The organism is Corallococcus exercitus (assembly GCF_003611585.1).
Taxonomy (GTDB): domain Bacteria; phylum Myxococcota; class Myxococcia; order Myxococcales; family Myxococcaceae; genus Corallococcus; species Corallococcus exercitus.
On the sequence record NZ_RAVW01000139.1, the window covers coordinates 1 to 21,523 of the forward strand.

At 72.4% G+C, this 21,523-nt stretch carries 18 protein-coding genes; 6 read left to right on the forward strand and 12 right to left on the reverse strand.

The annotated features are described in order from the left end of the window. Positions 1–90: 90 nt before the first annotated feature. Both D7W79_RS46030 and D7W79_RS18635 read left to right on the forward strand, forming a co-directional pair. On the forward strand, positions 91–1,779 hold the full coding sequence (locus D7W79_RS46030) for a VOC family protein (RefSeq protein ID WP_338078810.1): 1,689 nt from the start codon (positions 91–93) through the stop codon (positions 1,777–1,779). A 55-nt stretch (positions 1,780–1,834) separates the two neighbouring features. Beyond that, positions 1,835–2,857, forward strand: a complete 1,023-nt coding sequence (locus tag D7W79_RS18635) for an isopenicillin N synthase family dioxygenase (protein WP_208729768.1) — start codon at positions 1,835–1,837, stop codon at positions 2,855–2,857. 4 nt (positions 2,858–2,861) lie between these two features. On the opposite strand, the gene D7W79_RS18640 is transcribed toward D7W79_RS18635, so the two are convergent. The 7 genes from D7W79_RS18640 to D7W79_RS18670 form a co-directional block, all read right to left on the reverse strand. Then, positions 2,862–4,199: a ferritin-like domain-containing protein gene (locus D7W79_RS18640; RefSeq protein ID WP_120526731.1), complete on the reverse strand. Its 1,338-nt coding sequence runs from the start codon at positions 4,197–4,199 to the stop codon at positions 2,862–2,864. Between the two features lie 81 nt (positions 4,200–4,280). Next, positions 4,281–5,147, reverse strand: coding sequence for a ferritin-like domain-containing protein (locus D7W79_RS45060; RefSeq protein WP_244221838.1), 867 nt, complete (start codon positions 5,145–5,147; stop codon positions 4,281–4,283). 627 nt (positions 5,148–5,774) lie between these two features. Then, a complete protein-coding gene (locus D7W79_RS18650; protein WP_120526733.1) occupies positions 5,775–7,025 on the reverse strand; it encodes a hydroxymethylglutaryl-CoA synthase family protein in 1,251 nt (416 codons plus the stop codon). Positions 7,026–7,066: 41 nt separating this feature from the next. Beyond that, complete coding sequence (locus tag D7W79_RS18655; RefSeq protein ID WP_120526734.1) at positions 7,067–8,104, reverse strand: zinc-binding dehydrogenase; 1,038 nt, start codon at positions 8,102–8,104, stop codon at positions 7,067–7,069. Positions 8,105–8,148: 44 nt separating this feature from the next. Then, on the reverse strand, positions 8,149–8,895 hold the full coding sequence (locus D7W79_RS18660) for a CoA-transferase subunit beta (protein WP_120526745.1): 747 nt from the start codon (positions 8,893–8,895) through the stop codon (positions 8,149–8,151). 68 nt (positions 8,896–8,963) lie between these two features. Then, positions 8,964–9,764: a CoA transferase subunit A gene (locus tag D7W79_RS18665; RefSeq protein WP_120526735.1), complete on the reverse strand. Its 801-nt coding sequence runs from the start codon at positions 9,762–9,764 to the stop codon at positions 8,964–8,966. After that, entirely contained in the window at positions 9,761–10,468 is a 708-nt protein-coding gene (locus D7W79_RS18670; RefSeq protein WP_120526736.1) for a TetR/AcrR family transcriptional regulator, read from the reverse strand. The genes D7W79_RS18665 and D7W79_RS18670 overlap by 4 nt, the downstream gene beginning before the upstream one ends. Positions 10,469–10,667: 199 nt before the next feature. On the opposite strand from D7W79_RS18670, the gene D7W79_RS18675 reads away from it, so the two are divergent. The 4 genes from D7W79_RS18675 (at position 10,668) to D7W79_RS18690 (ending at position 15,138) form a co-directional block, all read left to right on the forward strand. Beyond that, complete coding sequence (locus tag D7W79_RS18675; protein ID WP_120526737.1) at positions 10,668–12,800, forward strand: two-component system sensor histidine kinase NtrB; 2,133 nt, start codon at positions 10,668–10,670, stop codon at positions 12,798–12,800. Next, positions 12,778–14,142: a sigma-54-dependent transcriptional regulator gene (locus D7W79_RS18680; protein WP_439099211.1), complete on the forward strand. Its 1,365-nt coding sequence runs from the start codon at positions 12,778–12,780 to the stop codon at positions 14,140–14,142. Before D7W79_RS18675 ends, D7W79_RS18680 begins: the two co-directional genes overlap by 23 nt. A 143-nt stretch (positions 14,143–14,285) precedes the next feature. Continuing rightward, positions 14,286–14,624, forward strand: coding sequence for a DNA-binding response regulator (locus D7W79_RS18685; RefSeq protein WP_244221840.1), 339 nt, complete (start codon positions 14,286–14,288; stop codon positions 14,622–14,624). After that, entirely contained in the window at positions 14,617–15,138 is a 522-nt protein-coding gene (locus D7W79_RS18690; protein ID WP_147441969.1) for a DUF6232 family protein, read from the forward strand. Before D7W79_RS18685 ends, D7W79_RS18690 begins: the two co-directional genes overlap by 8 nt. On the opposite strand, the gene D7W79_RS18695 is transcribed toward D7W79_RS18690, so the two are convergent. From D7W79_RS18695 to D7W79_RS18715, 5 genes are all read right to left on the reverse strand, one after another. Then, on the reverse strand, positions 15,089–16,117 hold the full coding sequence (locus D7W79_RS18695) for an LLM class flavin-dependent oxidoreductase (RefSeq protein WP_120526740.1): 1,029 nt from the start codon (positions 16,115–16,117) through the stop codon (positions 15,089–15,091). The genes D7W79_RS18690 and D7W79_RS18695 overlap by 50 nt on opposite strands. 226 nt (positions 16,118–16,343) lie before the next feature. Continuing rightward, positions 16,344–18,143, reverse strand: a complete 1,800-nt coding sequence (locus D7W79_RS18700) for a GGDEF domain-containing response regulator (protein WP_120526741.1) — start codon at positions 18,141–18,143, stop codon at positions 16,344–16,346. Between the two features lie 126 nt (positions 18,144–18,269). After that, complete coding sequence (locus D7W79_RS18705; protein WP_120526742.1) at positions 18,270–19,727, reverse strand: CHASE2 domain-containing protein; 1,458 nt, start codon at positions 19,725–19,727, stop codon at positions 18,270–18,272. A gap of 1 nt (position 19,728) precedes the next feature. Then, positions 19,729–20,907, reverse strand: a complete 1,179-nt coding sequence (locus tag D7W79_RS18710) for a FecR family protein (protein ID WP_244221841.1) — start codon at positions 20,905–20,907, stop codon at positions 19,729–19,731. Further along, positions 20,904–21,523, reverse strand: a 620-nt coding sequence (locus D7W79_RS18715) for an OmpA family protein (RefSeq protein WP_147441970.1), incomplete at its 5' end; no start/stop codon positions are given. The genes D7W79_RS18710 and D7W79_RS18715, both read right to left, overlap by 4 nt.

Here is a 21,523-nt window from a genome sequence, read left to right on the forward strand (position 1 = left end):
GTTCGCGCCGCCCGTCGCCGGAGGCAGCGCTGGCCCGGCGAGTGCCGAGGACGGTGGGCCCTTGCGTCCATGTCAGACCCCTCTGGTTGGATGGGCGAAGCATTGGCGAGAAGGGCGGCGGAGATGGCGCGGGTAGGGCTCGTGGCGTACGTGGAGGAGCAGCTCGAGCGGGACATTTCGCTGGGGCGGCTGCCGAGGAACGGGCGGTTGGCCTCGGAGCGGATGATGGCTCGCTGGTATGGGGTGAGCCGGGGCACGGTGCGCGAGGCCTTGCGGCGGCTGGCGGCGCGGGGCCTGGTGGTGCAGCGCTCTGGGCGACAGGCGCAAGCAGTGGCTCTGGACGAATCGCTGACGCTGGAGAACCTGGGCCTGGCGCTGCATGACGAGCGCTCCGAGGCGTGCAGGCGGCTTCTGGAGGGCTTCTTCAGCCTCAAGCGGCAGGTGCTGGTGGAGCTGCTGGCCGACTGCTGCGCGAATGCCTCCCTCATGGACCTGGGGCCGCTGGAGGACATCTGCTTCCAGCTCTGGGACGAGGCCCGCTGGCATCCTGGGGAGCGGTGCGCGCAGTTGGAGTTCGAGTTGCTGCGGCAGGCGGCCCAGACGGTTGCACGCCCCGGGCACCTGCTCCTCATCCAATCGCTGCAGCGGGCCTTCAGGGGCATTTCGGCCCGGCTGCTGCCTTTCATGGGCGGTGAGTCGCTGCGCCAGTGGGCCATCTGCGCGCAGAACGCCCTGCAAGAGCGCGACGTGCAGGCACTCCAGCATCAGCTGCCGGCACTGCTGAAGGCCTGTGATGAGCGGGTGCTCGACCAATTCGCGCCGCGTCCTCAAGAGCATGCCTCTCCCGAGGACCACGGCACCCAGGAGTGCCTGGATGACGTCGCCGCACCAGCCACCGCGCAGGTCGATGCGACCGATGCACGCCAATGCGTTGAGGAGCGGGGCTTTGCCTGCCCCGTCCAGGCAAACGAGGACCTTGAGGCACCCGGAGGGGCACCTTGTCCCCCTGGGCAGGCCCTTCCCACGGAGCCCGACAGCGGGGCGCTGCTGTCTCCAGCCGGCTCGGAACCAGCCTCCTGTAGTCCCGGTGAGGCGAGCACCGAAGGGGACGTGACGAGCGCGGCCTTGGGAAACCTGTCCGAACCGCCAGCCACCAGCTCCCGCGTGGTGAAGCGCGAGGAGGGCGGGCTGCCTCATGGCTCTCAGAGTTCACATCCACCACAGGGCCACGACTCGTTCAGTTCGGCCACCATCGAGGAGGATTTCTCCTCGGAGTTCCTCAGTCCCCCTGGGAGTGGCCGGGGCGTCTTGGCACTTCAATGGGTAATGTTCGGGGACATGACGCTTCGGCGGATGGACCACGTCGGCATTGTTGTCGACGACCTCGCGGCTGCTATCGCGTTCTTCGTCGAACTGGGTCTGGAGCTGGAGGGCGAGGCGCCAGTCGAAGGACGTTGGGTTGACCGCGTGGTCGGGCTCGACGGCGTCCGAGTCGACATCGCGATGATGCGGACCCCGGATGGCTATGGCCGACTTGAGCTGACGAAGTTCCACAGGCCGACGGCGGCCAGCGCTGAGCCGAAAGACGCACCGGCGAACACGCTGGGCATCCGTCGCATCATGTTCGCCGTCGAGGACATCGAGGGCGTCGTTGCCCCCCTGCGCGCCCATGGCGCTGAACTCGTTGGCGAGCTGGCCCGGTACGAGGACCGATATCGGCTCTGTTACGTCCGCGGCCCTGCGGGCATCATCATCGCGCTGGCCGAGCAGCTCCGCTGAAGCATTCGTCGCACGCGACCTTGCCCACATGGGGCAGGCGCCCCAGGAGTCCGCCATGGACACCGTGCCCCTCATCGACGTTCGGGCCCTCATTGATGCTTCGTCGAGTCCCCAGGCTCGAAGGGAGGTCGCCGCCCGCATGGGCGCGGCATGCCGCCGCACCGGCTTCTTCTACGTCGTGGGCCACGGCGTGGACGTGGGGCTCCAAGCGCGGCTGGAGGCGCTGGCGCGGGACTTCTTCTCGCGGCCGGAGGCGGAGAAGCAGCGGGTGCGCATGGCGCTGGGGGGCAGGGCGTGGCGCGGCTTCTTCCCGGTGGGCGGGGAGCTCACGTCGGGCCGGCCGGATCGCAAGGAGGGGCTGTACTTCGGCACGGAGCTGCCGCCAGACGACCCGCGCGTGCGGGCCGGCACTCCACTGCATGGACCGAACCTGTTCCCCCGGGAGCCAGAGGCGCTGGGCGGCGCGGTGCTGGAGTACATGGCGGCGCTGACGTCGCTGGGACACGCGCTGATGTCCGGCATCGCGCTCAGCCTGGACCTGGAGGCGGACTTCTTCGCCACGCGGTACATGGCGGATCCGACGGTGCTGTTCCGCATCTTCAACTACCCGCCGGGCCCGGAGGTGGACGCGGACGGCCTGCCGGTGTGGGGAGTGGGCGAGCACACCGACTACGGCGTGCTCACCATCCTCAAGCAGGACGACGCGGGCGGGCTCCAGGTGAAGACGCGCCAGGACGGGCAGACGCGCTGGGTGGACGCACCGCCGGTGGAGAACGCGTTCGTGTGCAACATCGGCGACATGCTCGACCGGATGACGCGCGGCGTGTACCGCTCCACGCCGCACCGGGTGCTCAATCGCGCGAGCCGCGACCGGCTGTCGCTGCCATTCTTCTTCGATCCGGACTGGACGGCGGAGGTGCGCGCCATCGACTCGCCCGCGTTGAAGGACGCGGGCGCGGATGACCACGCGGAGCGGTGGGACCGCCAGAGCGTGCACGCCTTCCGGGGCACGTATGGGGACTACCTGCTCGGCAAGGTCGGGAAGGTGTTCCCCGACCTGCGCGCGGAAGTGCTGTAGCGCCTCAGGCCCAGAGCGCCTGCTCCAGCGAGTCGAGCAGTGCCGCCGCGACCTCCGGAGACGGCAGCCCGGCGTCGGCGGTGAGCTCCGGGTCGAGCGGCACGGCCACCTCCGCGCGCAGCACCGCGATGGCCTGCCGCCGGGCCTCTTGAAGGGAGGCGCGCCGTTCGGTGGACAGGTGGGGCGTGGCCCACGCGTCGATGTCCCACGACAGGCCCGCGTGCCGGGTCTCGTCCTCGGCGATGCGCGCCATGGACTCGCGGATCTCCGGGTCCTTCGCGTGCAGCGCCTGATGGTGCGCCACCAGCGCGCCATAGGTCTCCCGCACACAGCCTTCCACGGTGTTGTCGAGCAGCACCTCGTTCAGCGGGCGCAGCGGCAGGTCGGCGACGGCGAGAGGCACGGGCGTGGAGCCGAAGCGGAGGGCGAGTCGGGCGGTGACGCCGGTGTGCCGCACCTCGTCCCTGGCGCTGGCGAGCGCCGCGTCCTGCAATTCAGGGCTCGCACCGTGCAGGGCCAGTTCCTTGCGCAGGCGCAGGAACGCGTGGATGGCGGCGGCCTCCAGGCGTGCGGCGTTCGCGAAGTAGCCGCCCCGCGCGTCCTCGCAGCCCTCGGCCCGGGCGCCCTGGAGCCCCACGGGCCTCCGGCCGACGATGCAGTCGACCGGTTCCTTCTTGAGGGCGACGGAGCTCTCGACCGTGACCTCGCCGGACGGCGTGATCTTCAGCGCGTGCCGGGTCACGTTCACCTTCGTTTCACAGTCGTAGTCCTGGGTGCTGACGACGCTGAAGGTCCCGTCTGGAAAGCGCCGCACCTTTCCGCGCTCGAAGGCCGGGTACTCGCACAGCGCATACCCCGAGGCGTACGCCAGGAGCGCGGCCTCCTCCGGGGTCTCGATGCGACCCAGCAGGGCCCTGATGGAGTCGGCGGTCGTGTACGCCGTCACCTCGTCGCCGCGGGTCGTGACGAGGAAGCCCTCCGCGCACTCCATGCTGAGGCCACAGATTCGCGGGAAGCCACGAGTGACACCCAGCGCTTCGACGCGGTCCAGGCACGCCTGCGGATCCGAAGCCGTCGCGCAAGGCTCGCCTTCCGATGTCCGGAGGCGGTCGTCATAGGGGGGAATCCGGTCGACGTCGCGGAGCTGGAGTGCGTTCGGAGGAGGCTCAATGGTCAACCCGGTGATGACGGGGAGGCCGTTCGCGCATGCGACGTCCGAGTGTTGGCTCAAGTCAGTGGGCTCAACGACCTGATCCCCCTGGCAGCCCGCGAGCAGTAGCGGCGTTGCCAGGGAGGTGCGCAGTGCGCGGGAGAAGAGAAATCGCAGCCAGTCCACGTTCATTGGTCCCCTCGAAGGCAAGGCACGAGCCCCAAGCCCGCCTCCTTGGACACGCGACCCCGGCAACCTGGGACATGGACCGCTTCAGGCCCAGAGTTCCTGCTCCAGCGAGCCCAGCAGTGCCAGCCCCACCGCCGGTGAGGGCAGGCCCGCCTCCGCGGTCAGGCGCGCGTCCAGCGGCACCGCCACCTCCGCGCGCAGCACGGCCAGCGCCTGACGCCGTGCCTCCCGGAGGGTGTCGCGCTCCGCCTGGGACAGCTTCGGCGCGGCCCACGCGTTGATGTCCCATGACAGGCCCGCGTGCCGGGTCTCATCCTCGGCGATGACCGCCATGGCCTCGCGGATCTCCGGATCCTCCGCGTGCAGCGCCTGATGGTGGGCCACCAGCGCGCCATAGGTCTCCCGCACGCAGCCCTCCACGGCGTTGTCGAGCAGCACCTCGATCAAGGGCCTCGGAGGTACGTCCGCGACGGAGGGTGGGGGAGGGACGGCGCCGAAGCGCCGGGCGAGCCGACTGGTGATGTCAGCGTGCCGCACCTCATCCACTGCGCTGGCGAGTGCCGCGTCCTGCAACGCCACGTCCGCGCCGTGCAGGGCCAGCTCCTCGCGCAGCCGCAGGAAGGCCTGGATGGACGCGGCCTCCAGGCGGGCGACGTCCGCGAAGTAGCGGCCTCGCGCGTCCTCGCCAGAACCGTTCGCCATCTCTTGGAGACCCGCGGGCCGCCGCCCGACAATGGAACATTCGTAGCTTGCCTTCCGCGCGACCTCCTGTTTCACCGCGACCACTTCACCGGACGCCGCAACCCGCACCGTGCGCCGCATGACGTCCTCGCTGCAGCCACTGCCCGTGTAGGCAATGACGTCGAAGCCGCCCTCGGGCCTGGCCACCACGCCATCATCTTTCCGATGGGGTTCACGGAGGCACGGGCTGTAGCCCGCAGCGAAGGCCATGAGCCCGGCCTCCTGCACGGTGTCAATGGTACCCAGCAGCGAGCGGAGGGATTGCAATGAGTTGACCGCGGTCACTTCATCACCGCGTGTCACCGCGAGATAATATGCGCGGCAGATCGACGCACACCGCTCGTGGAAGCCGCGGTTGGCGCCCTGGTGCTTCAGGGCTTCCAGACAGACATTTTTGTTTGCCGCGCTTTGACAGGCATTCCCGACGGCGGCCGTTCGTCCCCCCACCTCGGGGACTTCCGCGCCACCCAATCTGTACACAATCTCTCTCATCTCGATGAAGTCCGGCGAGGGAGAGAGCATCATCTTGCCAGTCAGGGGCACCCCATTGACGCAGTCGAGCGCCACCTGGGACGAGGCCTTCACTGCCTGCCCGGCATCGGACGTGGCCGGCTTCGCGCCAGAAGCGCTCTGACATCCCGAGAGCAGCAGCGGCGTGGCCAGCGAGGCCGTCAGGGCCCGTGAGAACAAGCGACGCAGCCGTTGCGCACCCATGCGGAACTCCCGGGAGAGTGGAATCCGCCGACGCTACCAGCCGCACCACGCGAAACGCGAACGGGCGATGCACGCCTTCCAGCGCGCATCGCCCGTGAGGACGACGGTGGAACGGACGCGGCCCTACGCGCCCGCGTACTTGCGGCGGAACTCGTGGATCTCCGCCAGCCGGAACGTGCCCGGCTCCGGAGCAATCGCCTCCGGCGCGTCGTAGGGCAGGTTCATCAGCCGCTCGTACTCCTCCACCGACACGCGCTCGCGCTTCGCCAGCACCGTGTCCAGGTCCGCGCGGGCCATGCGCTCCGCGGCCTTCTCACCCACGATGCCGGAGAAGAACTCCGCGCAGGAACCGCTGCCGTAGGACAAGAGGCCGATGCGCTGGCCCGCCAGCGCCGCGCCCTCCGCGTGCAGCTGGCCCGCGAGCGCCAGGTACAGCGACGCCGTGTAGACGTTGCCCACCCGCGCGTTCAGCCCCAGCGACTTCGCCACCTGCGCGTCGTAGCTGGCCTGCGACTTCGCCGCCTCGTCGCGCGCCTCGGGCGTGGCCGGCCCGCTGCCGGAATCCTCCAGGTCGCACAGCCGCACCTGCGCGTGCGCCTTGCGCGCCATCTTGCAGAAGGGCACGTGGTACAGGATGCGCGAGAGCTGCTCGCTGGGCAGCTTCGAATCCCACCGCACCAGCCCCTGCTCCATGGCGCGCTCGCGCCAGCCCCGGTACGCGCCGGCCATGGCGTCCAGGTAGCAGGTGATGGAGTAGTGCCCGTCCACCAGCGCCTCGCGGCGTCCCACCGGCCGCCAGAAGTCGTACACGTCCGCGGTGCTCACGCCGTTGAGCCCCACGTCCAGCGCCAGCAGGTCCGGCGTCTCCGACACCAGCAGCGCCACCGCGCCGCCGCCCTGGGTGGGCTCGCCCGCCGTCTTCAGGCCGTAGCGCGCGATGTCCGTGCACACCACCAGCGCGGTGCGGCCGGCCCCGGCGCCAGAGGCGATCCACTCCGCCGCCGCCATCAGGCCCGCCGTGCCGCCGTAGCACGCATGCTGCGAGTCGAACGTGCGCATGGCGCGCGGCAGCTTCAAGAGGCCGTGCACGTGCGACGCGATGGGCTTCGAGTGGTCCACGCCCGTCTCGGTGCCCACCACCAGCATGCCCAGCTTGGAGGTGTCCACGCCCTGCTGCTGGATGAGCCGAGCGGCCGCCGTGGCCGCCAGCGACACGGAGTCCTCACCCGGGTCGTTGACCGCCATCTCCTTCGCGCCCAGGCCCGCGGTGAACTTCGCCGGGTCCACGCCGCGCGCCCGCGCCAGGTCCTCGATGTCCACGTACCGCCGGGGGACCGCCACCGCCAGCGCTTCGATTCCAACCCGCTTCTTCATGGGGAACTCCTCAAGTCAAAATGGTCGCGAATCCAAAGGCCTCACGCCGCCGGCGGCACCAGCACCAGCCGGCCCGCCACTTCCCGGTTCTCCAGCCGGAAGTGCGCGCGGCCCGCTTCCGCCAGCGCCACCTCTTCCGACACGAAGGGGCGGATGAGGCCCTTGGCCGTCAACCGCAGCGACTCGTCCAGCTCCTCGCGCGTCGTCGCGTACGCGCCCAGAATCTCCAGCTCCTTCACGATGACCAGGCCCGGGTTGAGGTTCACCACCCCCGACTCCAGGTTGCCCACCACCACCACGCGCCCACCGGGCGCCATGGCCTTGAGCGTCTGGTCGAAGGTGGCGCTGCCGACAATTTCCACCGCCACGTCCACGCCCTGGCCCTGCGTGCGCTTGCGCGCCTCGGAGCCGAAATCCAGGCCGCGCGAGACAATCACCTCGTCCGCGCCCGCCTCCTTCAGCGCCGCCACCTTCGCCTCGCCGGACGTGATGGCGATGACGCGCGCCCCGTCCACCTTCGCCAGCTGCACGGCCGCCAGGCCCACGCCGCCGCTGGCGCCGGTGATGAGGACCGTCTCACCGGGCTTCACCTTCGCCCGCGTGCGCAGCGTGTGGACGGCCGTGCCCAGCGTGCAGCACACCGTCGCGGCCACCGCCCAGGGCAGGTCGGACGGCACGCGGCCCAGGCCGCGCACCGGGGCCACCATGAACTGCGCGTAGCCGCCCTGGAGTTCCTCGCCGAAGAAGCGATTGTCCGTCTTGCACAGGCTGTTGCGGCCGGAGAGGCACAGCGCGCACTCGCCGCAGGACATGCGCTGCAGCGTCGCGGCGCGGTCGCCCACCTTCCAGCCCACCGTGTCCGGGCCGACTTCCACCACCTCGCCCGCGGCCTCGTGCCCCAGGATGGCGGGCACGTGCGTGCGGGGCAGGTTGCCGCGGCGGTTGATGACGTCGTGGTAGCAGACGCCGCACGCGTGGACCTTCAGCAGCACCTCGCCCTTGCCCGGCCGCGGAACCGGCACGGTCTCCAGACGCAGGTTCTCTGCACTCCCGAACTGGCGAAGAACGACAGCTTCCATGCGGTGCCTCTTTCCGTGTTGCGCCAAAGGGTGGGGAAGACGTCTCAGCCGCCGACGAGCGCGTCGCGCAGGTTGCGGGGGTCCAGCGCGCGGATGGCCGACACCGTGCGCGCGTCCGGAAGCGAGGTGACGGGCAGGGCGTCCGGCACCGCGAACTCGAAGCCGGTGCGCTCGGAGATGCCGTCCACCGTCGCCCAGGGGTGACGCGACAGCAGCTTCGCTCCGCGCGGCCCGCCCAGCTCAAACGTGCCCAGGTCGGAGATGAGCCGCACCGGGCGGCTGGGGTCGCGCGTCGTCGCCACCTGCACCTGCGGGACGAGGTTGCGGCGAGACTGCCGGGGCACCAGCAGCACGGGGTTCTTCACCCACTGGCGCAGCGTGGCCGCGCCCGCGACGCCGGGGAACTTGGCGCGAGGCTTCTCCAGGCTTCCCGACGCCGTCATGTTCGTGCGGCCCGCGGGGTCGACCTCCGCCGCGCCGAAGAACACCGTGTCCACCCGGCCGCGCCGCGCGTGGTCGAAGAGGTCCGCGATGCTCACCTCCGCGGACCGGCCGTCCAGGTAGCGCAGGTCCTCCGAAGAGGGGTACAGCTCCGGCAGCGCCGGGTCCAACGAGCCCACGCACGCCAGATACGTCAGCCCCGGCGCATGCGTGGCCCTGGCCACCGCGATGGCCAGGATGACCAGCGGCGACGCCACACCCGTGGCCACCACCGAGCCGTCCTCAATCTCTCGCGCCAGCAGCGACACCACCGTCTCCGCGGGCGTCGCGTCCACCGTGGTCGCCTTCATGCCGCGCTCCTCTCCCGCCAGCAGGGACACCCCTGTCTCCGAGGGCGTCGCGTCCATCGTCGTCGCCGTCATGCCGCGCTCCGCGTCGCGCGCAGCGACATGAGGAAGCCCTTCGCGTCACCCGCTTCCGCCGCGGCCAGGTAGGCGGACAACATCGCGTCGTCATGCGGGTACTGGCCCAGGCAGCCCGTGGGCAGCGCCCCGCCGGGGGCGAGCACCACGCGCTCCACCTGGAAGGCGGGGATGGTGACGCGCGACAGCTTCGGCACGCGCTCCTCCACCGTGGCGATGAGGCGCTTCGCCGCGCCCGCGACGAGCAGGTCCGTGGTGGGGTCCTCGATGAAGAGGTTGCCCTTGTCGTCCGCCGCCCGCGCGTGGATGAGCGCCACGTCCGGGTAGTAGGCGGGCTCCACCGGCACGCGGCGTCCCGTGAAGGGGTCTTCCACCGTGCGCGGCGCGTCCACCTCCGCCAGCTCCGATACGTCCGCGTCCGGCGCGGGGATGAAGGGCAGCCCCATGGACGCCGCGCGCAGCCGCTGCACCACGCGGTAGCCGTCGTGCTCGCGCCATTCAATTTCGCCCGCCTCGATGGCCCGCTTGAGGCAGGGCAGGGGACGCACGCGGTTCTCCAGCACCAGCGCGCCGAAGGGCAGCTCCACGCGCTTCAGGCACCCGCCCGCCACCAGGAACTCCGCCGGCAGCGGGTTGGGCAGGGAGATGAGCTGCAGGCCGCGCTTCTCCTGCGCCACCAGCTCCAGCACCAGCGCCATGGGCGCGCGTCCCAGCATGAACCCGCCGGCCGCGAGCGACGCGCCGTCCGGAATGGAGGCCACCGCCTCCGACAGGGAGCTCCACCGGGCGCGGTTCACTGGGGCTCCCCTCCGGAACCGGAGCTGGAACCGGAAGCGGCGCGCGGCACCATGCGGAGCGCGGGCGCGTCCTTGTCGTCAGGCGTGGGGACCGGGGCGGCAGCACCCAGCGCGGCGCCGGGGAAGAGCAGCTCCACCATGCCGTCGGCGATCTGCTCCTCGGAGAGGCGCCCGTCCGGCTTGAACCACTTGTAGACCCAGAGGATCATCCCCAGGAACGAGAAGGCCGCGACGGTGGGGTCCACCACGCCGCGCAGGCGGCCCAGGCGGTTGGCCTCCGCGAACGCGTCCTCCAGGAAGCGCACGTAGCGCTTCTTGCGCCGGTCGATGTACTCGCGCGCCTCGCCGGTGAGCGTGGCGTGCTCGTGGAGGATGATGATGACCTCCTTGCTGCGGCCGCTCGTCACCAGGTGGATGTTGTGCCGCATGCACTGGCGCAGCCGCTCCACCGGATCCGCCACGTCCTGCACGGGCCCGAGGACCTGCTCCTCGAACACGTCCATGCCGTAGTTCATGATGGCGAAGAGCAACTGCTCCTTGTTCTGGATGTGGTGGTAGAGCCCCGCCTTGGTCATCCGGCACGCGGCGGCGATCTCCTGCATCGACGTGCCCTCGTAGCCGCGCTCGCAGATGAGCCGCGCCGCCGTCTCCAGGATGGTCCGGTACCGCTCGCCCTCGTCCGGTTTGCGCCCCGTGGGTGTCATGCGTGCCTTCCCTCGCCGGCCTGCCTGCTCCTGCCGGGCTGAAACCACCTACCGACCGGTAGGTCACTTCGCCTACCGACCGGTAGGTAGCACTGCCCGACGCGGCCCGTCAACGGGCAAGTACCGGGGGGCAGGTGGGATAAAAGCTTTTGGAAACAAGGACTTGGACCCACCCGACGGGTTAGGTTGCGGGCCACCCATGCGGTCCACGCTCCTGCCCATCCTCCTCTTGTGCGCCGCGCTGGCGAGCGTGGGGGTGGGGGTCTGGACGCTCGTGAAGCGCAGCCGGACCACCCTGGTGGAGCAGTTCGCGGGGGACCGGCAGAAGCAGCTGGACGAGGCCGTGGGCGGCGTCACGGACTCGCTGGAGGAGGTGGGCAAGAATCTGCGCTTCGCCGGGGAGCTGATGTCCCAGCCGGGGAGCCTGCCGGAGCACCGGCGGGAGCTGCGCGCGCTGCTGGAGGCGGTGGGCCAGTACAAGGCCATCGCGGCGTACGACGGCGACGGCGCGGAGCGGCTCCTGCTGCTGGACAGAAAGCCGGACGCGCAGCTGTCGCGCGAGGGGCTGGTGACGGAGATGGCGGGGACGGCGCGCCGCGCGTTGCAGCGTCCGCCGGGGGACCTCACCACGTCACCCGTCCTGGATGGGGCCAACGGCGGCTGGCTGCGCATCCTGGCCACGGCGCTGCCCGCGACGGACGGCAAGCCCGAGGGCGCGGTGGCGGTGCTGGTGGACACGGAGTCCTTCTTCGCGCCGCTGCGCATCGTCACGTCGGACCTGGAGGCGCGGCTGTTGCTCGTGGGCACGCACGGCCAGCCCACGCCCGCGAGCGACCCGGGCCTGGCGGAGTGGTTCCAGCGCGCGAGCCAGAAGGACTCCGGCGTGCCCGGCTTCGCGTTCCTCGTGTCCCGGCTGAAGGCCGGCGCGCGCGGCATGCTGCCCCTGTCCGAGCAGGAGGCGGAGCGGCTGGGGCTGGGGCGCGCGGAGGTGGTGGCCGTCTACACGCCCATCCGCATGCGCGGCGGCAGCCACTGGGCGGTGGCGACGCTGGTGTCCACCGCGGCGCTGCGTTCGCACGAGCAGTCGCTGGTGGTGCGGCTCTTGGGCGCGGGCGCGCTGGTGGCGTTCTTCCTGGTGGCCTTCGCGGTGTACGTGGTGCTGGCGCGGCGTCGCGCGGTGGCGCTCCGGGAGAGCCGGCGGCACGCGGCCCAGCTCGCCGCGCTCCATGACCGGACGCGGAAGATTCTCGACCACATCCCTACGGGCGTCCTCGCGCTCACCGCGGACGGGCGGATCAACGCCGTCAACCAGGCCCTGCGCTCACGCGTGCCCGGCAACGTGACGGGAGCGCCGCTGACGGCCGCGTTCCCCGGGGCTCCGGCGCCGGTGGTGGAGCGGCTGTCGGCGCTGGTGGCGTCCGCGCGGCAGGAGGACCGGCCGCTGAGCCTGCTGGGCGAACCGCTGGCGCTCTTTGGCGAGGAGGGCACGTACAACCTGCACGCGGTGCCGCTGACGGCGGAGGACCCGAAGGAGGAGGCGCGCGTGCTGCTGGTGGTGGAGGACCTGAGCGACGTGCGCGCGCTGGAGACGCAGCTCTTGCGCGCGGAGAAGATGGCCACGGTGGGCGTGCTGGCGGCGGGCATCGCGCATGAGATCGGCACGCCGCTGGGCGTGGTGCGCGGCCGGGCGGAGTACGTGCAGGGGAAGCTGGGCCCCTCGCACCCGCAGGGGCCAGGGCTGGGCGTCATCGTGGAGCAGATCGACCGGGTGAGCCGCACGCTGCGCCAGCTGCTGGACTTCTCGCGCCTGCAGCCGGCGATGGTGCGGCCGGTGGCGCTGGGGCCGCTCGTGAAGAGCGTGCATGAGCTGCTCCAGGTGGAAGCGGAACGGCGGCGGGTGGGCCTGAGCGTGGACGTGCCGGAGTCGGTGCCCGCGCTGGCGGCGGACGCGGATCAGCTCCAGCAGGTGCTGATCAATCTCACGCTCAACGCGTGCGACGCGTGCAGCGAGGGCGGGAAGGTGGAGGTCTCCGCTTCCGCGCTGGTGGGGCCGGAGGAGGGGACCTGGGGCCTGGTGGCGCTCACCGTGCGCGACGACGGGTGCGGGATTCCGAAGGAGCGCCTCAACCAGGTGTTCGACCCGTTCTTCACGACGAAGAAGCGCGGCCAGGGCACGGGGCTGGGGCTGACGATGGTGGCCCACGTCGTGCGCAACCACGGCGGCCGGGTGGAGCTGGAGAGCACGCCGGGACAGGGCACCCGCGTCACCGTGCTGTGGCCGGTGGCCCGCGCCGTCCCAGAGGAACGCCATGCCGAGCGACTTGCCGTCTGACGCACGCATCCTCGTGGTGGACGACCACGTGGAGATGGGGCGCATGCTCCAGGAGCCGCTGGCCGACGCGGGCTGGACGGTGGACCTGGCCACGGGCGGCCAGGAGGCGCTGAGCCTCATCCGCTCGCGCGTGTACGACGCGGTGCTGACGGACCTGCGCATGGAGAAGGTGGACGGGCTGGACGTGCTGGACGCCGCCCGCCAGGTGGACCCGGAGCTGCCCGTGCTGCTGATGACGGCCTTCGGCGGCGTGGAGAGCGCGGTGGAGGCGATGCGCCGGGGCGCGTACCACTACTTCACCAAGCCCTTCCGCCTGGACGAGGTGCGGCTGTACCTGGGCCGCGCGCTGGAGGACCGCCGGCTGCGCGCCGAGCACCGGGCGCTGAAGCAGGCGTCGCAGGAGCGCTCGGGACTGGGCGCGCTGGTGGGCCGGAGCGCGCCCATGCGCGGGCTGTACGAACTCATCGACCGGGTGGCGCACGCGGCGGCGCCGGTGCTGCTGCGGGGCGAGAGCGGCAGCGGCAAGGAGCTGGTGGCGCGCGCGCTGCACTTCGAGGGCCCGCGCGCGCCAGGGCCCTTCGTGGCCGTCAACTGCACCGCGCTGCCGGGACCGCTCCTGGAGAGCGAGCTGTTCGGCCACGTGAAGGGCGCCTTCACCGGAGCGACCTCCGTGCGGCGCGGCCTGTTCGTGGAGGCCCACGGCGGCACGCTGTTCCTGGACGAGATTGGCGACATGCCCACGGAGCTCCAGGCGCGGCTCCTGCGCGTGCTGGAGGACGGCGAGGTGCGCGCGGTGGGCTCGGACGCCAGCCGCACGGTGGACGTGCGCGTGGTGGCGGCGACGCACCAGGACCTGGAGGCGCGCGTGCGGGAAGGGCGCTTCCGCGCGGACCTCTTCTACCGGCTCAACGTCGTGACGCTGCGGGTGCCTTCACTGAAGGAGCGCCGGGAGGACATCCCGCAGCTGGTGGAGCACTTCACCGCCCGCTCCCGGGCGCGCAACCCGCGCTCGCGCGTGACGTCGCTGTCACCGGAGGTGGTGGCCGCGCTGGGCGCCATGCCCTGGCCGGGCAACGTGCGCGAGCTGGAGAACCTGGTGGAGCGGCTGGTGGTGCTCGTCCCCCGGGAGACGGTGACGCTGGAGGACCTGCGGCCCCACGCGCCGGTGCCGGAGCCGGAGTCCCCGCTCGCGCAGGCGCAGGAGGGCGTGTGGACCCTGCGCAAGCTGGAGGGGGAGTACATCCACTGGATGGTCCAGCACTGCGGCGGGAACAAGACCCGCGCCGCGGAGCTCCTGGGCATCGATGTGTCCACCATCCATCGTCGCGAGCGGGAGCGATAGAAGCCCGTCGTGGCAATCCGCCACGGAGGGCTGGCGGATTGCCACGGTGCACTGGCGATCACTCCCCGGCCCCGGGGGCGGTGGCTCAGGCATGTTGCTTGCTGTGACGTGGGGCCGTGGCGTCCCTGCGCACAACCCGGGCCTTGCTGCTCGGTGCGGATGAGTCCCTGGCGTCGCTGCTGGCGGACGTGCTGGGCGACCTGGGCATCGCCCTGTTCCTGGACGCGGGGGACGCGGCCCGGCCGGACCTGGTGCTGGCGCACGTGGAGCGCGGTGAGGCCATCCTCCCGGTGCTGACGCGCGCGCGGGCCTGCGCCGCCGCCGCGCCCGTCGTCGTCCTGCTTCCCTTCGCGGACGAGCGCCTGGTGTCACGCGCCCTGTGTCAGGGGGCCCGGGCATGTTTCGCGCTGGGCCGTCCGCTCGATGAGCTTCGCGCCCTCTTGCGCTCGCACTTTCCCTCCTTGGAGACCACCCATGGGTGAACCGATGGCCGTCGTCACCGTGCTGCGTCCCGTTGTCCCCCTGCGTGAAGTGGAGCGCCGCCCGGTGGCCGCGCCGGAGCCGATGGTGGCTCCGGTGTTGGACGCGGGGGAGCCCTCCCTCTTCCAGGCCGGCCAGGTCCGCGTCACCCGCGACCGGCTCGTCGTGGGCGGGCAGGCCTGGGCGCTGCGCGACGTGCTCCAGGTGGAGACCGCGCGCCGCACCCCGAAGGTGTGGCCCTACCTGCTCGCGGTGGGCCTGGGCGGGGCGCTGGGGCTGCCGCTCTTGTCCTGGCTGTCCGTCAGCGTCACGGCGCTCCGGGGGGCCTACGAGGCGGGGCTCGTCCTCACCGCGCTGGGCTTCTTCGCGTCCATGGCCGCGCTGCTCGTGGTGGAGGACACCCACTACCTGGTGCTGGGGCTGCCGGGCGGCGCGCGCCGCGTCTTCGGCAGCCACGACGCCCAGCTCATCGCGCGGCTTGCGGGGACGGTGCGGGCCGCGTGTCCCCGGCCGTGAGCTGCTCGCGCACCTGGGCGACGATCTCGAAGGAGCGCAGCCGCGCGGCGTGGTCGTAGATCTGCGCGGTCACCATCAGCTCGTCGACCCCGGTCTGATCGAGGAGGGACTGGAGCCCCTCGCGCACGCTGGCCGGCGAGCCCACCACGGTGCACGCGAGCATGTGCTCGATCTCCGCCAGCTCCATCTCGTTGAGCTGGCCGTCCAGGCTGTCCACCGGCGGCAGCAGCGGGCCCGGCCGGCCCCGGCGCAGGTTGAGGAAGGCCTGGAGCAGTGACGTGAAGAGGCGCTGGGCCTCCTTGTCCGTGTCCGCGGCGAAGACGTTGACGCCAATCATCGCGTACGGCTTCTGGAGCACGTCCGACGGGCGGAACTGCGTGCGGTACAGGTGCAGCGCGCTCATCATCTGCGCTGGCGCGAAGTGTGACGCGAAGGCGAAGGGCAGGCCCAGGGCCGCGGCCAGCTGCGCGCTGTAGGTGCTGGAGCCCAGCAGCCACAGCGGCACGTGCAGGCCCGCGCCCGGCACCGCGCGCACGGCCTGTCCCGGCGTGGGGTCCTTGAAGTAGTTCTGCAGCTCCACCACGTCCTGCGGGAAGCTGTCCGCGCCCAGCCCCCGGCGCAGGGCGGCGGAGGTGCGCTGATCCGTCCCCGGCGCGCGGCCCAGGCCCAGGTCGATGCGGCCGGGGTAGAGCGTCTCCAGCGTGCCGAACTGCTCCGCGATGACGAGCGGCGCGTGGTTGGGCAGCATGACGCCGCCCGCGCCCACGCGGATCTTCTTCGTGCCCCCCGCCACGTACCCGATGACCACCGACGTGGCCGCGCTGGCGATGCCCGTCATGTTGTGGTGCTCCGCCAGCCAGAAACGCTGGTAGCCCAGGCCTTCCGCGTGGCGGGCCAGGTCCAGGCTGTTGCGGAGCGCGAGGCCCGGGTCACCCCCGGAGATGACGGGGGACAGGTCGAGGACGGAGAAGGGGATCATCGTGGGGGACCCTCGCGCCACGGGGGCGGAAAGCCCATCGATAGCCAGGGCCTCCGGGGTTTTCACGGCATTGACGCACCGCCCGGCCGCTCGGGCCCTCCGGCCTGCCAGTCAGGGGCCACCCCACCCATCAGCCGGGCTTGTCGCCAGGTGCGGCCGGGGGCCGAAGCCCACGAACTGGTCCGACTGTCGGACCAGTTCGACCAGGGCGGTGCCCGGGTGTGGGTCAGTCGTGCGAGGGGCCTGGGGGCCGGTCCGGCTTCACCCGGGCCAGGGCGGCCCGTGCGCGGGCCAGGGTGCCGTGCGGATCCTCCTCGCCCTGCACCGTCACGGCGACGGACACGCAGCCGAGCGGGCCGGGCCCATCGTGGAGCTGCTGGCGCACGGCCTCCGCGACCACCGCGTCCGCTCCGGGCAGCGCGAGCAGGAAGGTGTCCCCCGTCCAGCGCACCGCGAAGCCCGGCGGAGGGCAGAGGGCCTCCGCGCGCCGGGCCAGCTCCCGCAGCGCGCCGTCGCCCGCGTCGAAGCCGCGCGTGCGGTTGAGGGTGCCCAGCTCCACCAGGTCCACCAGCACCAGGCTGACGGGCAGCCCTTCGCGGCGGCAGCGGCCGATCTCCTTGGCCAGCCGCTCCTCGCCCACCCGCCGGGTGTCCAGGCCGGTGAGCGCGTCCTGGCGCAGCAGCCGCTCGCGCGTGCCCATCAGGTCGGAGCCGATGCCCAGGTCCATCAGCGACAGCAGCTGCGCGACGCCGCCGGGCAACAGGAAGGGGCGCGCCACCCAGCGCACCACGCGCGGCCGGGGCCGCTCCAGCGACAGCGTCAGGTGCAGCCCGCGCGAGCCCTCCGCCGCCAGGTCCAGCTGCCGCAGCGTGCCGCCCGGGTCCGCGGTCAGGTTCGCGACGTGCTGGCACAGCGAGTCGAAGGTCATGCCCGACAGCCGGTCCTCCGGCAGTCCCAGCAGCTCCGCCAGCGCCGCGTTGGCCGCGAACGGCTTGCGGCCCGGGGCCACCACCAGCACCGGCACGTCCAGGGCGCTCACGGCTTCGCGCACGAGCGCCAGCGCCGCCGCCTCGCCAAGCACGGGCTTCGGCGCGCCCTGGGGATGCGGCGCGAGAGGGCGCAGCCGTCCATGCGCGGTGGTGCGCTCCAGGCTCTCCGCCACGCGGTTCGCCAGCTCGCGCAGGGCCGCCAGGTCCTCCGTGCCCAGCATCAACGGACGCGTGTCGATGACGCACAGCGAGCCCAGCACCTCGCCCGTGGAGGTGACGAGCGGCGCGCCCGCGTAGCTGCCGACGATGCCGTCGCGCACCAGCGGGTTGTCCCGGAACACCGGGTGGCGCGTGGCGTCCGGTACCACCATGGCCTCGCGGCCCTGCACCACGTGGTGGCAGAAGGCCCAGTCGCGCGGCGTGCCGCGTTCCTTCGCGAGCGCGGCGGGCAGCCCCACGTGCGCCTTGAACCACTGGCGTTCGCCCAGCACCAGCGTCAGCAGGGCGACGGGGACACCGAAGGCCTGCGCGACCTCGGAGACCAGCTCCTGCAGCTCCGTGTCGGGAGGCCCCGCGTCCACCAGCTCCAGCTCATCGATGCGCGCAAGCCGGCGCTTCTCCTCGTCGCCGTTGGACTCCATCAGCATGCTGCCCGCGAGCTGGCCCGCGAGCGCGCGCCGCACTCCGTCGCGCATCGCCTCCGGGCCCGCGCGCCGGCTGAGCAGCGCGTGGATGCCGAGCGCGTCCTTGAGCTGCCACGCGCGCACGCGCAGTTCGTCGAACGCCGTCACCACCATCACCGCCGTGCCGCTCGCATCCGGGCGGCCCCGCAGCCACGCGAGCAGCGCGAACCCGTCCACTCGCGGCAGCGCCAGGTCCGTCACCAGCAGCGTGGGGGCGCCGCGCTGGCGCACCAGCTCCTGGGCTTCCGCGCCGTCCCGCGCGATCGTTCCCTCCAGCCCCTCCTGTTGCGCGAGCGCGAGCAAGGCCGCGGCACGGTGGCGATCCGGTTCGGCGATGAGCGCATAGCGAGGCATGGCGGTCCGCTCATGCTGCCACGCCTGTCACGCCCGCGTACCCTGGCCCTTTGTCCAGGGCGCCGCGCCGGGCCGTGCGAAGCGCTGGAGGACTTCCACGGCCTCTGCCGCGTCGGGTCAGGACGGTCAGGGTCGGGAGTCGCCCGGAGGGGAGCGTGAAGCCTCGCGGCCCGCTCCGGCCTCCGGCGCTCCGTCAGGCGAGGCGGGGGCCTCCCGAGGGAACCGGCCGAACAGGCGCTTGAGGGCGCCGCTCTGCCGCTGCAGGTCCCCGGTGCGCACGACAGCCTCCGCCAGCGTGACGAGGATCCCACCCACCACGGCGGGAAGCAGCGGCACGACCCAGCCCGGGTCCGCCAGCAGCCAGCCCACGAAGGCGGTGTGCGCGACGAGCAGCAGCGCCGCCTGTCCCACCACCGCGCCCAGGCTCCTCGCGCGGCCCCTGCGCCACGACAGCAGGCCCAGCACCAGCGCCGTTTCCAAGATGCCCAGCAGCGCCGCGGTGCCCGTGGAGCGCATCACCCGGCCGGTGCGGAGGTTGTCCAGCGCGAAGGCGTGGATCTCCACGCCGGGCACCGCGAGCTGGCCGGGCAGGGTGCTCTGGCCGTGGAGTCCCGTGGCGGTGACGCCCACGAACACGGTCTTCCCCCGGAGCGCCAGGTCCAGCCCCACGGAGGACGGGCCCGCGGCCAGCACGTCCGCCAGGCTCACGCGCGGCAGCCAGTCCGGCGCGGGCAGCCGCATCAGGGGCGCCCCGTCGTCGGTGGACGCCACGCGCAGCAGCGGCTCCGAGCGCTCCGGCCACAGGCGCAGCGCCGTCGCCAGCGCGAGCGAGGGCCACGCCTTGCCGTCCACCCGCACCGCGTAGGGATGGCGCCGGATGACGCCGTCCGGGTCCAGCAGCACGTTCAGCGTCCCGCTGCCCCAGGCCGCCAGCCGCAGCGGGGCCAGGCTTTCGGACAGGCCCCTCGCGCCCAGGCGCAGCCGATCCGCGTCCAGGGACACCGGCGTCAGCGGCCCTCCTGGGGCGGGCAGGGCCCCGGTGTCCTCCGTCAGCGCCATGCTGCCCAGGATGACGGTGCCCAGCCCGGAGAAGGCCTCCGTGAGCCGCGCGTCGCCATCCCGCGCGTACAGCCGCGCCTCCAGGTCGCTGGCCAGCGAGGCACCCTCGGGCGTCTGGGTGAGTCCCGACGTGCGCAGGCGCTCCAGCACGTCCTCGCCCAGGTCCAGCGCGTCGCGGGACTCCGGCGCGTCGAAGAGGACGTCCACCACCACGGCGCTGGGGTGGTACGCCGCCAGTGACTGGAAGGCCTTCGCCCAGGTGGCGCGCGACAGCGGCCAGCGCTCGCCCAGCGCCGCGAGCGCGCGGTCGTCCACCTCCACCAGCACCAGGTCCGCGGTGGGAGGAAGCGGCGGCAACAGCCGGCTCACCGCGAAGTCATACAGGGCCCGCTCGCCCGGGCCCGGCGCGCCGCCCGTCACCGCCGTGCCCACCGCGAGCAGCAGGCCCACGCTCACGCCCAGCCCCCGCAGGAGGGCGGGGGACGACAGCAGCGAGGACCTGGGACCGCGAGCAGGCAGCGTCATCTCACCCGGCGACGTCGAAGCTGAAGATCTTCGACGGGTAGCCTACGAAGCCGTCGGCGTCCACCGCCAGCACCCGCCAGAACCATTTGCCCGCGCCCGGCGCCGCCGCGTCCACCGTGGGATGGGCCGACTCCTGGACCCTCACGTCGCCCGTGAAGTCCGCCGTCGCCGCCAGCTCCACCCGGTACACCTTCGCGCCAGGCACCGCCTTCCAGACGAGCGCCGGCGCCTTCGGGTACACGCCGCCGCGCGGCCGGTCCAGCACCGGGGCCGTGAGGAGCGCGCGGGGTGCCTCCGGCGCCTGGGCCGGCTTCGCCCGCGAACCGAAGCCCGCGTCCACGTCCACGGAGCCCTGCTCCGCGCCCAGGGCCACCTTACCCTCCAGCGTCTCCACGCGGCTGGTGCCGTCCTCCTGCTGCGCCACGCGGAAGCGCGTGCCCCGCACGCCAGCCACCGCGCCGCGCGTGCGCACCTCGAAGGTGGAGCCCGCGCCGCCCGGCGCCGCCTGCGTCTCCACCGTCCCCCTCACCAGATCCAGCAGCACCTTGCGCTGGCGCTCGGCGGTGAGCTCCAGCGTGCCCAGGCGCACGGCGCTGTGGGGGGACAGGAACAGGTGGCTGCCGTCCGCCAGCACCAGCTCCGCCCGGCCCGTGTCGCCCGTCGCCACGAGCTCTCCCGGGTACAGCGGATCTCCCGCCACGCGCGGCTTCGGCTCCGCTTCGCCAAGGCTCGCCGTCACCTGTCCGCTGACCGTGCGCAGCCGCGCCACCGCGAGCTGCCCGGGGCGCTCCACGTAGGCGAGCCGCAGCTGGCCCGGCGTGTTGGCGTCGCCCGGGGGCGCCACGAAGGACACGCGCGTGCGGGGGATGCCGGCGCTCACCAGCACCTCCGCCGCGGCCTTCGCCACCGCCAGGCCCTGGCCGTCCAGCCGCTCCGCGTCCGGCAGCTTCGCGGCCACGGTGAGGCCCCGGATGGCGGGGCGCGCCTTCACGGCCTCCGCCACCTCGCGCAGGCAGGCCTCCGTCCGGGGCCCCTTCGCCTCCAGGGGACGGCCCGTCGTGAGCCTCCCGTTGTCGAACGTCAACCCGCCGCAGGCGCTGTCCGCCTCCGCCGCGAGCCCCGCGACGGGCGAGGCCGACAGCAGCAGCGACAGCATCAGGCAGGCACCGGCCTTCCTCACGGCGACACTCCTTCCGCCTGGCCGGCGGTCTTCACGATGTTGAACTCCACGCGGCGGTTGTTCTCCCGGCCCTTCGCCGTGTCGTTGGTGTCCACCGGCTTCGTCTCGCCGGAGCCCACCGCCTCCAGGCGCTCCGCCGCGATGCCGTTCTTCACCAGCCAGTCGCGCACGGTGCTCGCGCGGCGCTGCGACAGGTCCAGGTTCTTCGCGTCGTCGCCCTGGCTGTCGGTGTGGCCCTCCACACGCACCAGCTCCAGCTCCGGGTGGGCTCGCAGCACGGCGGCCACCTGCGACAGCAGCGGGAACGACTTCGGCAGGATGACGTCCTTGCCGGTGGCGAAATACACCTTGTCGAGGATGACGATGCGCGAGCCCTCCAGGCGCACCTTCGACGCGCCCTTGTCCGGACACCCGTCGTCGTCCTTCACGCCGTTGATGACCTCCGCCTCCAGGGGACACGCGTCGGCCGCGTCCGCGATGCCGTCCTGGTCGTTGTCCGGATCCGGGCAGCCGTCCTCGTCCTCGAACCCGTCCTTGTCCTCCGGCACCGTGGGGCAGCGGTCCTCGGGGTCGGCAATGCCGTCGCCGTCCGTGTCCGCCGGGGCGGGCGGCAGGG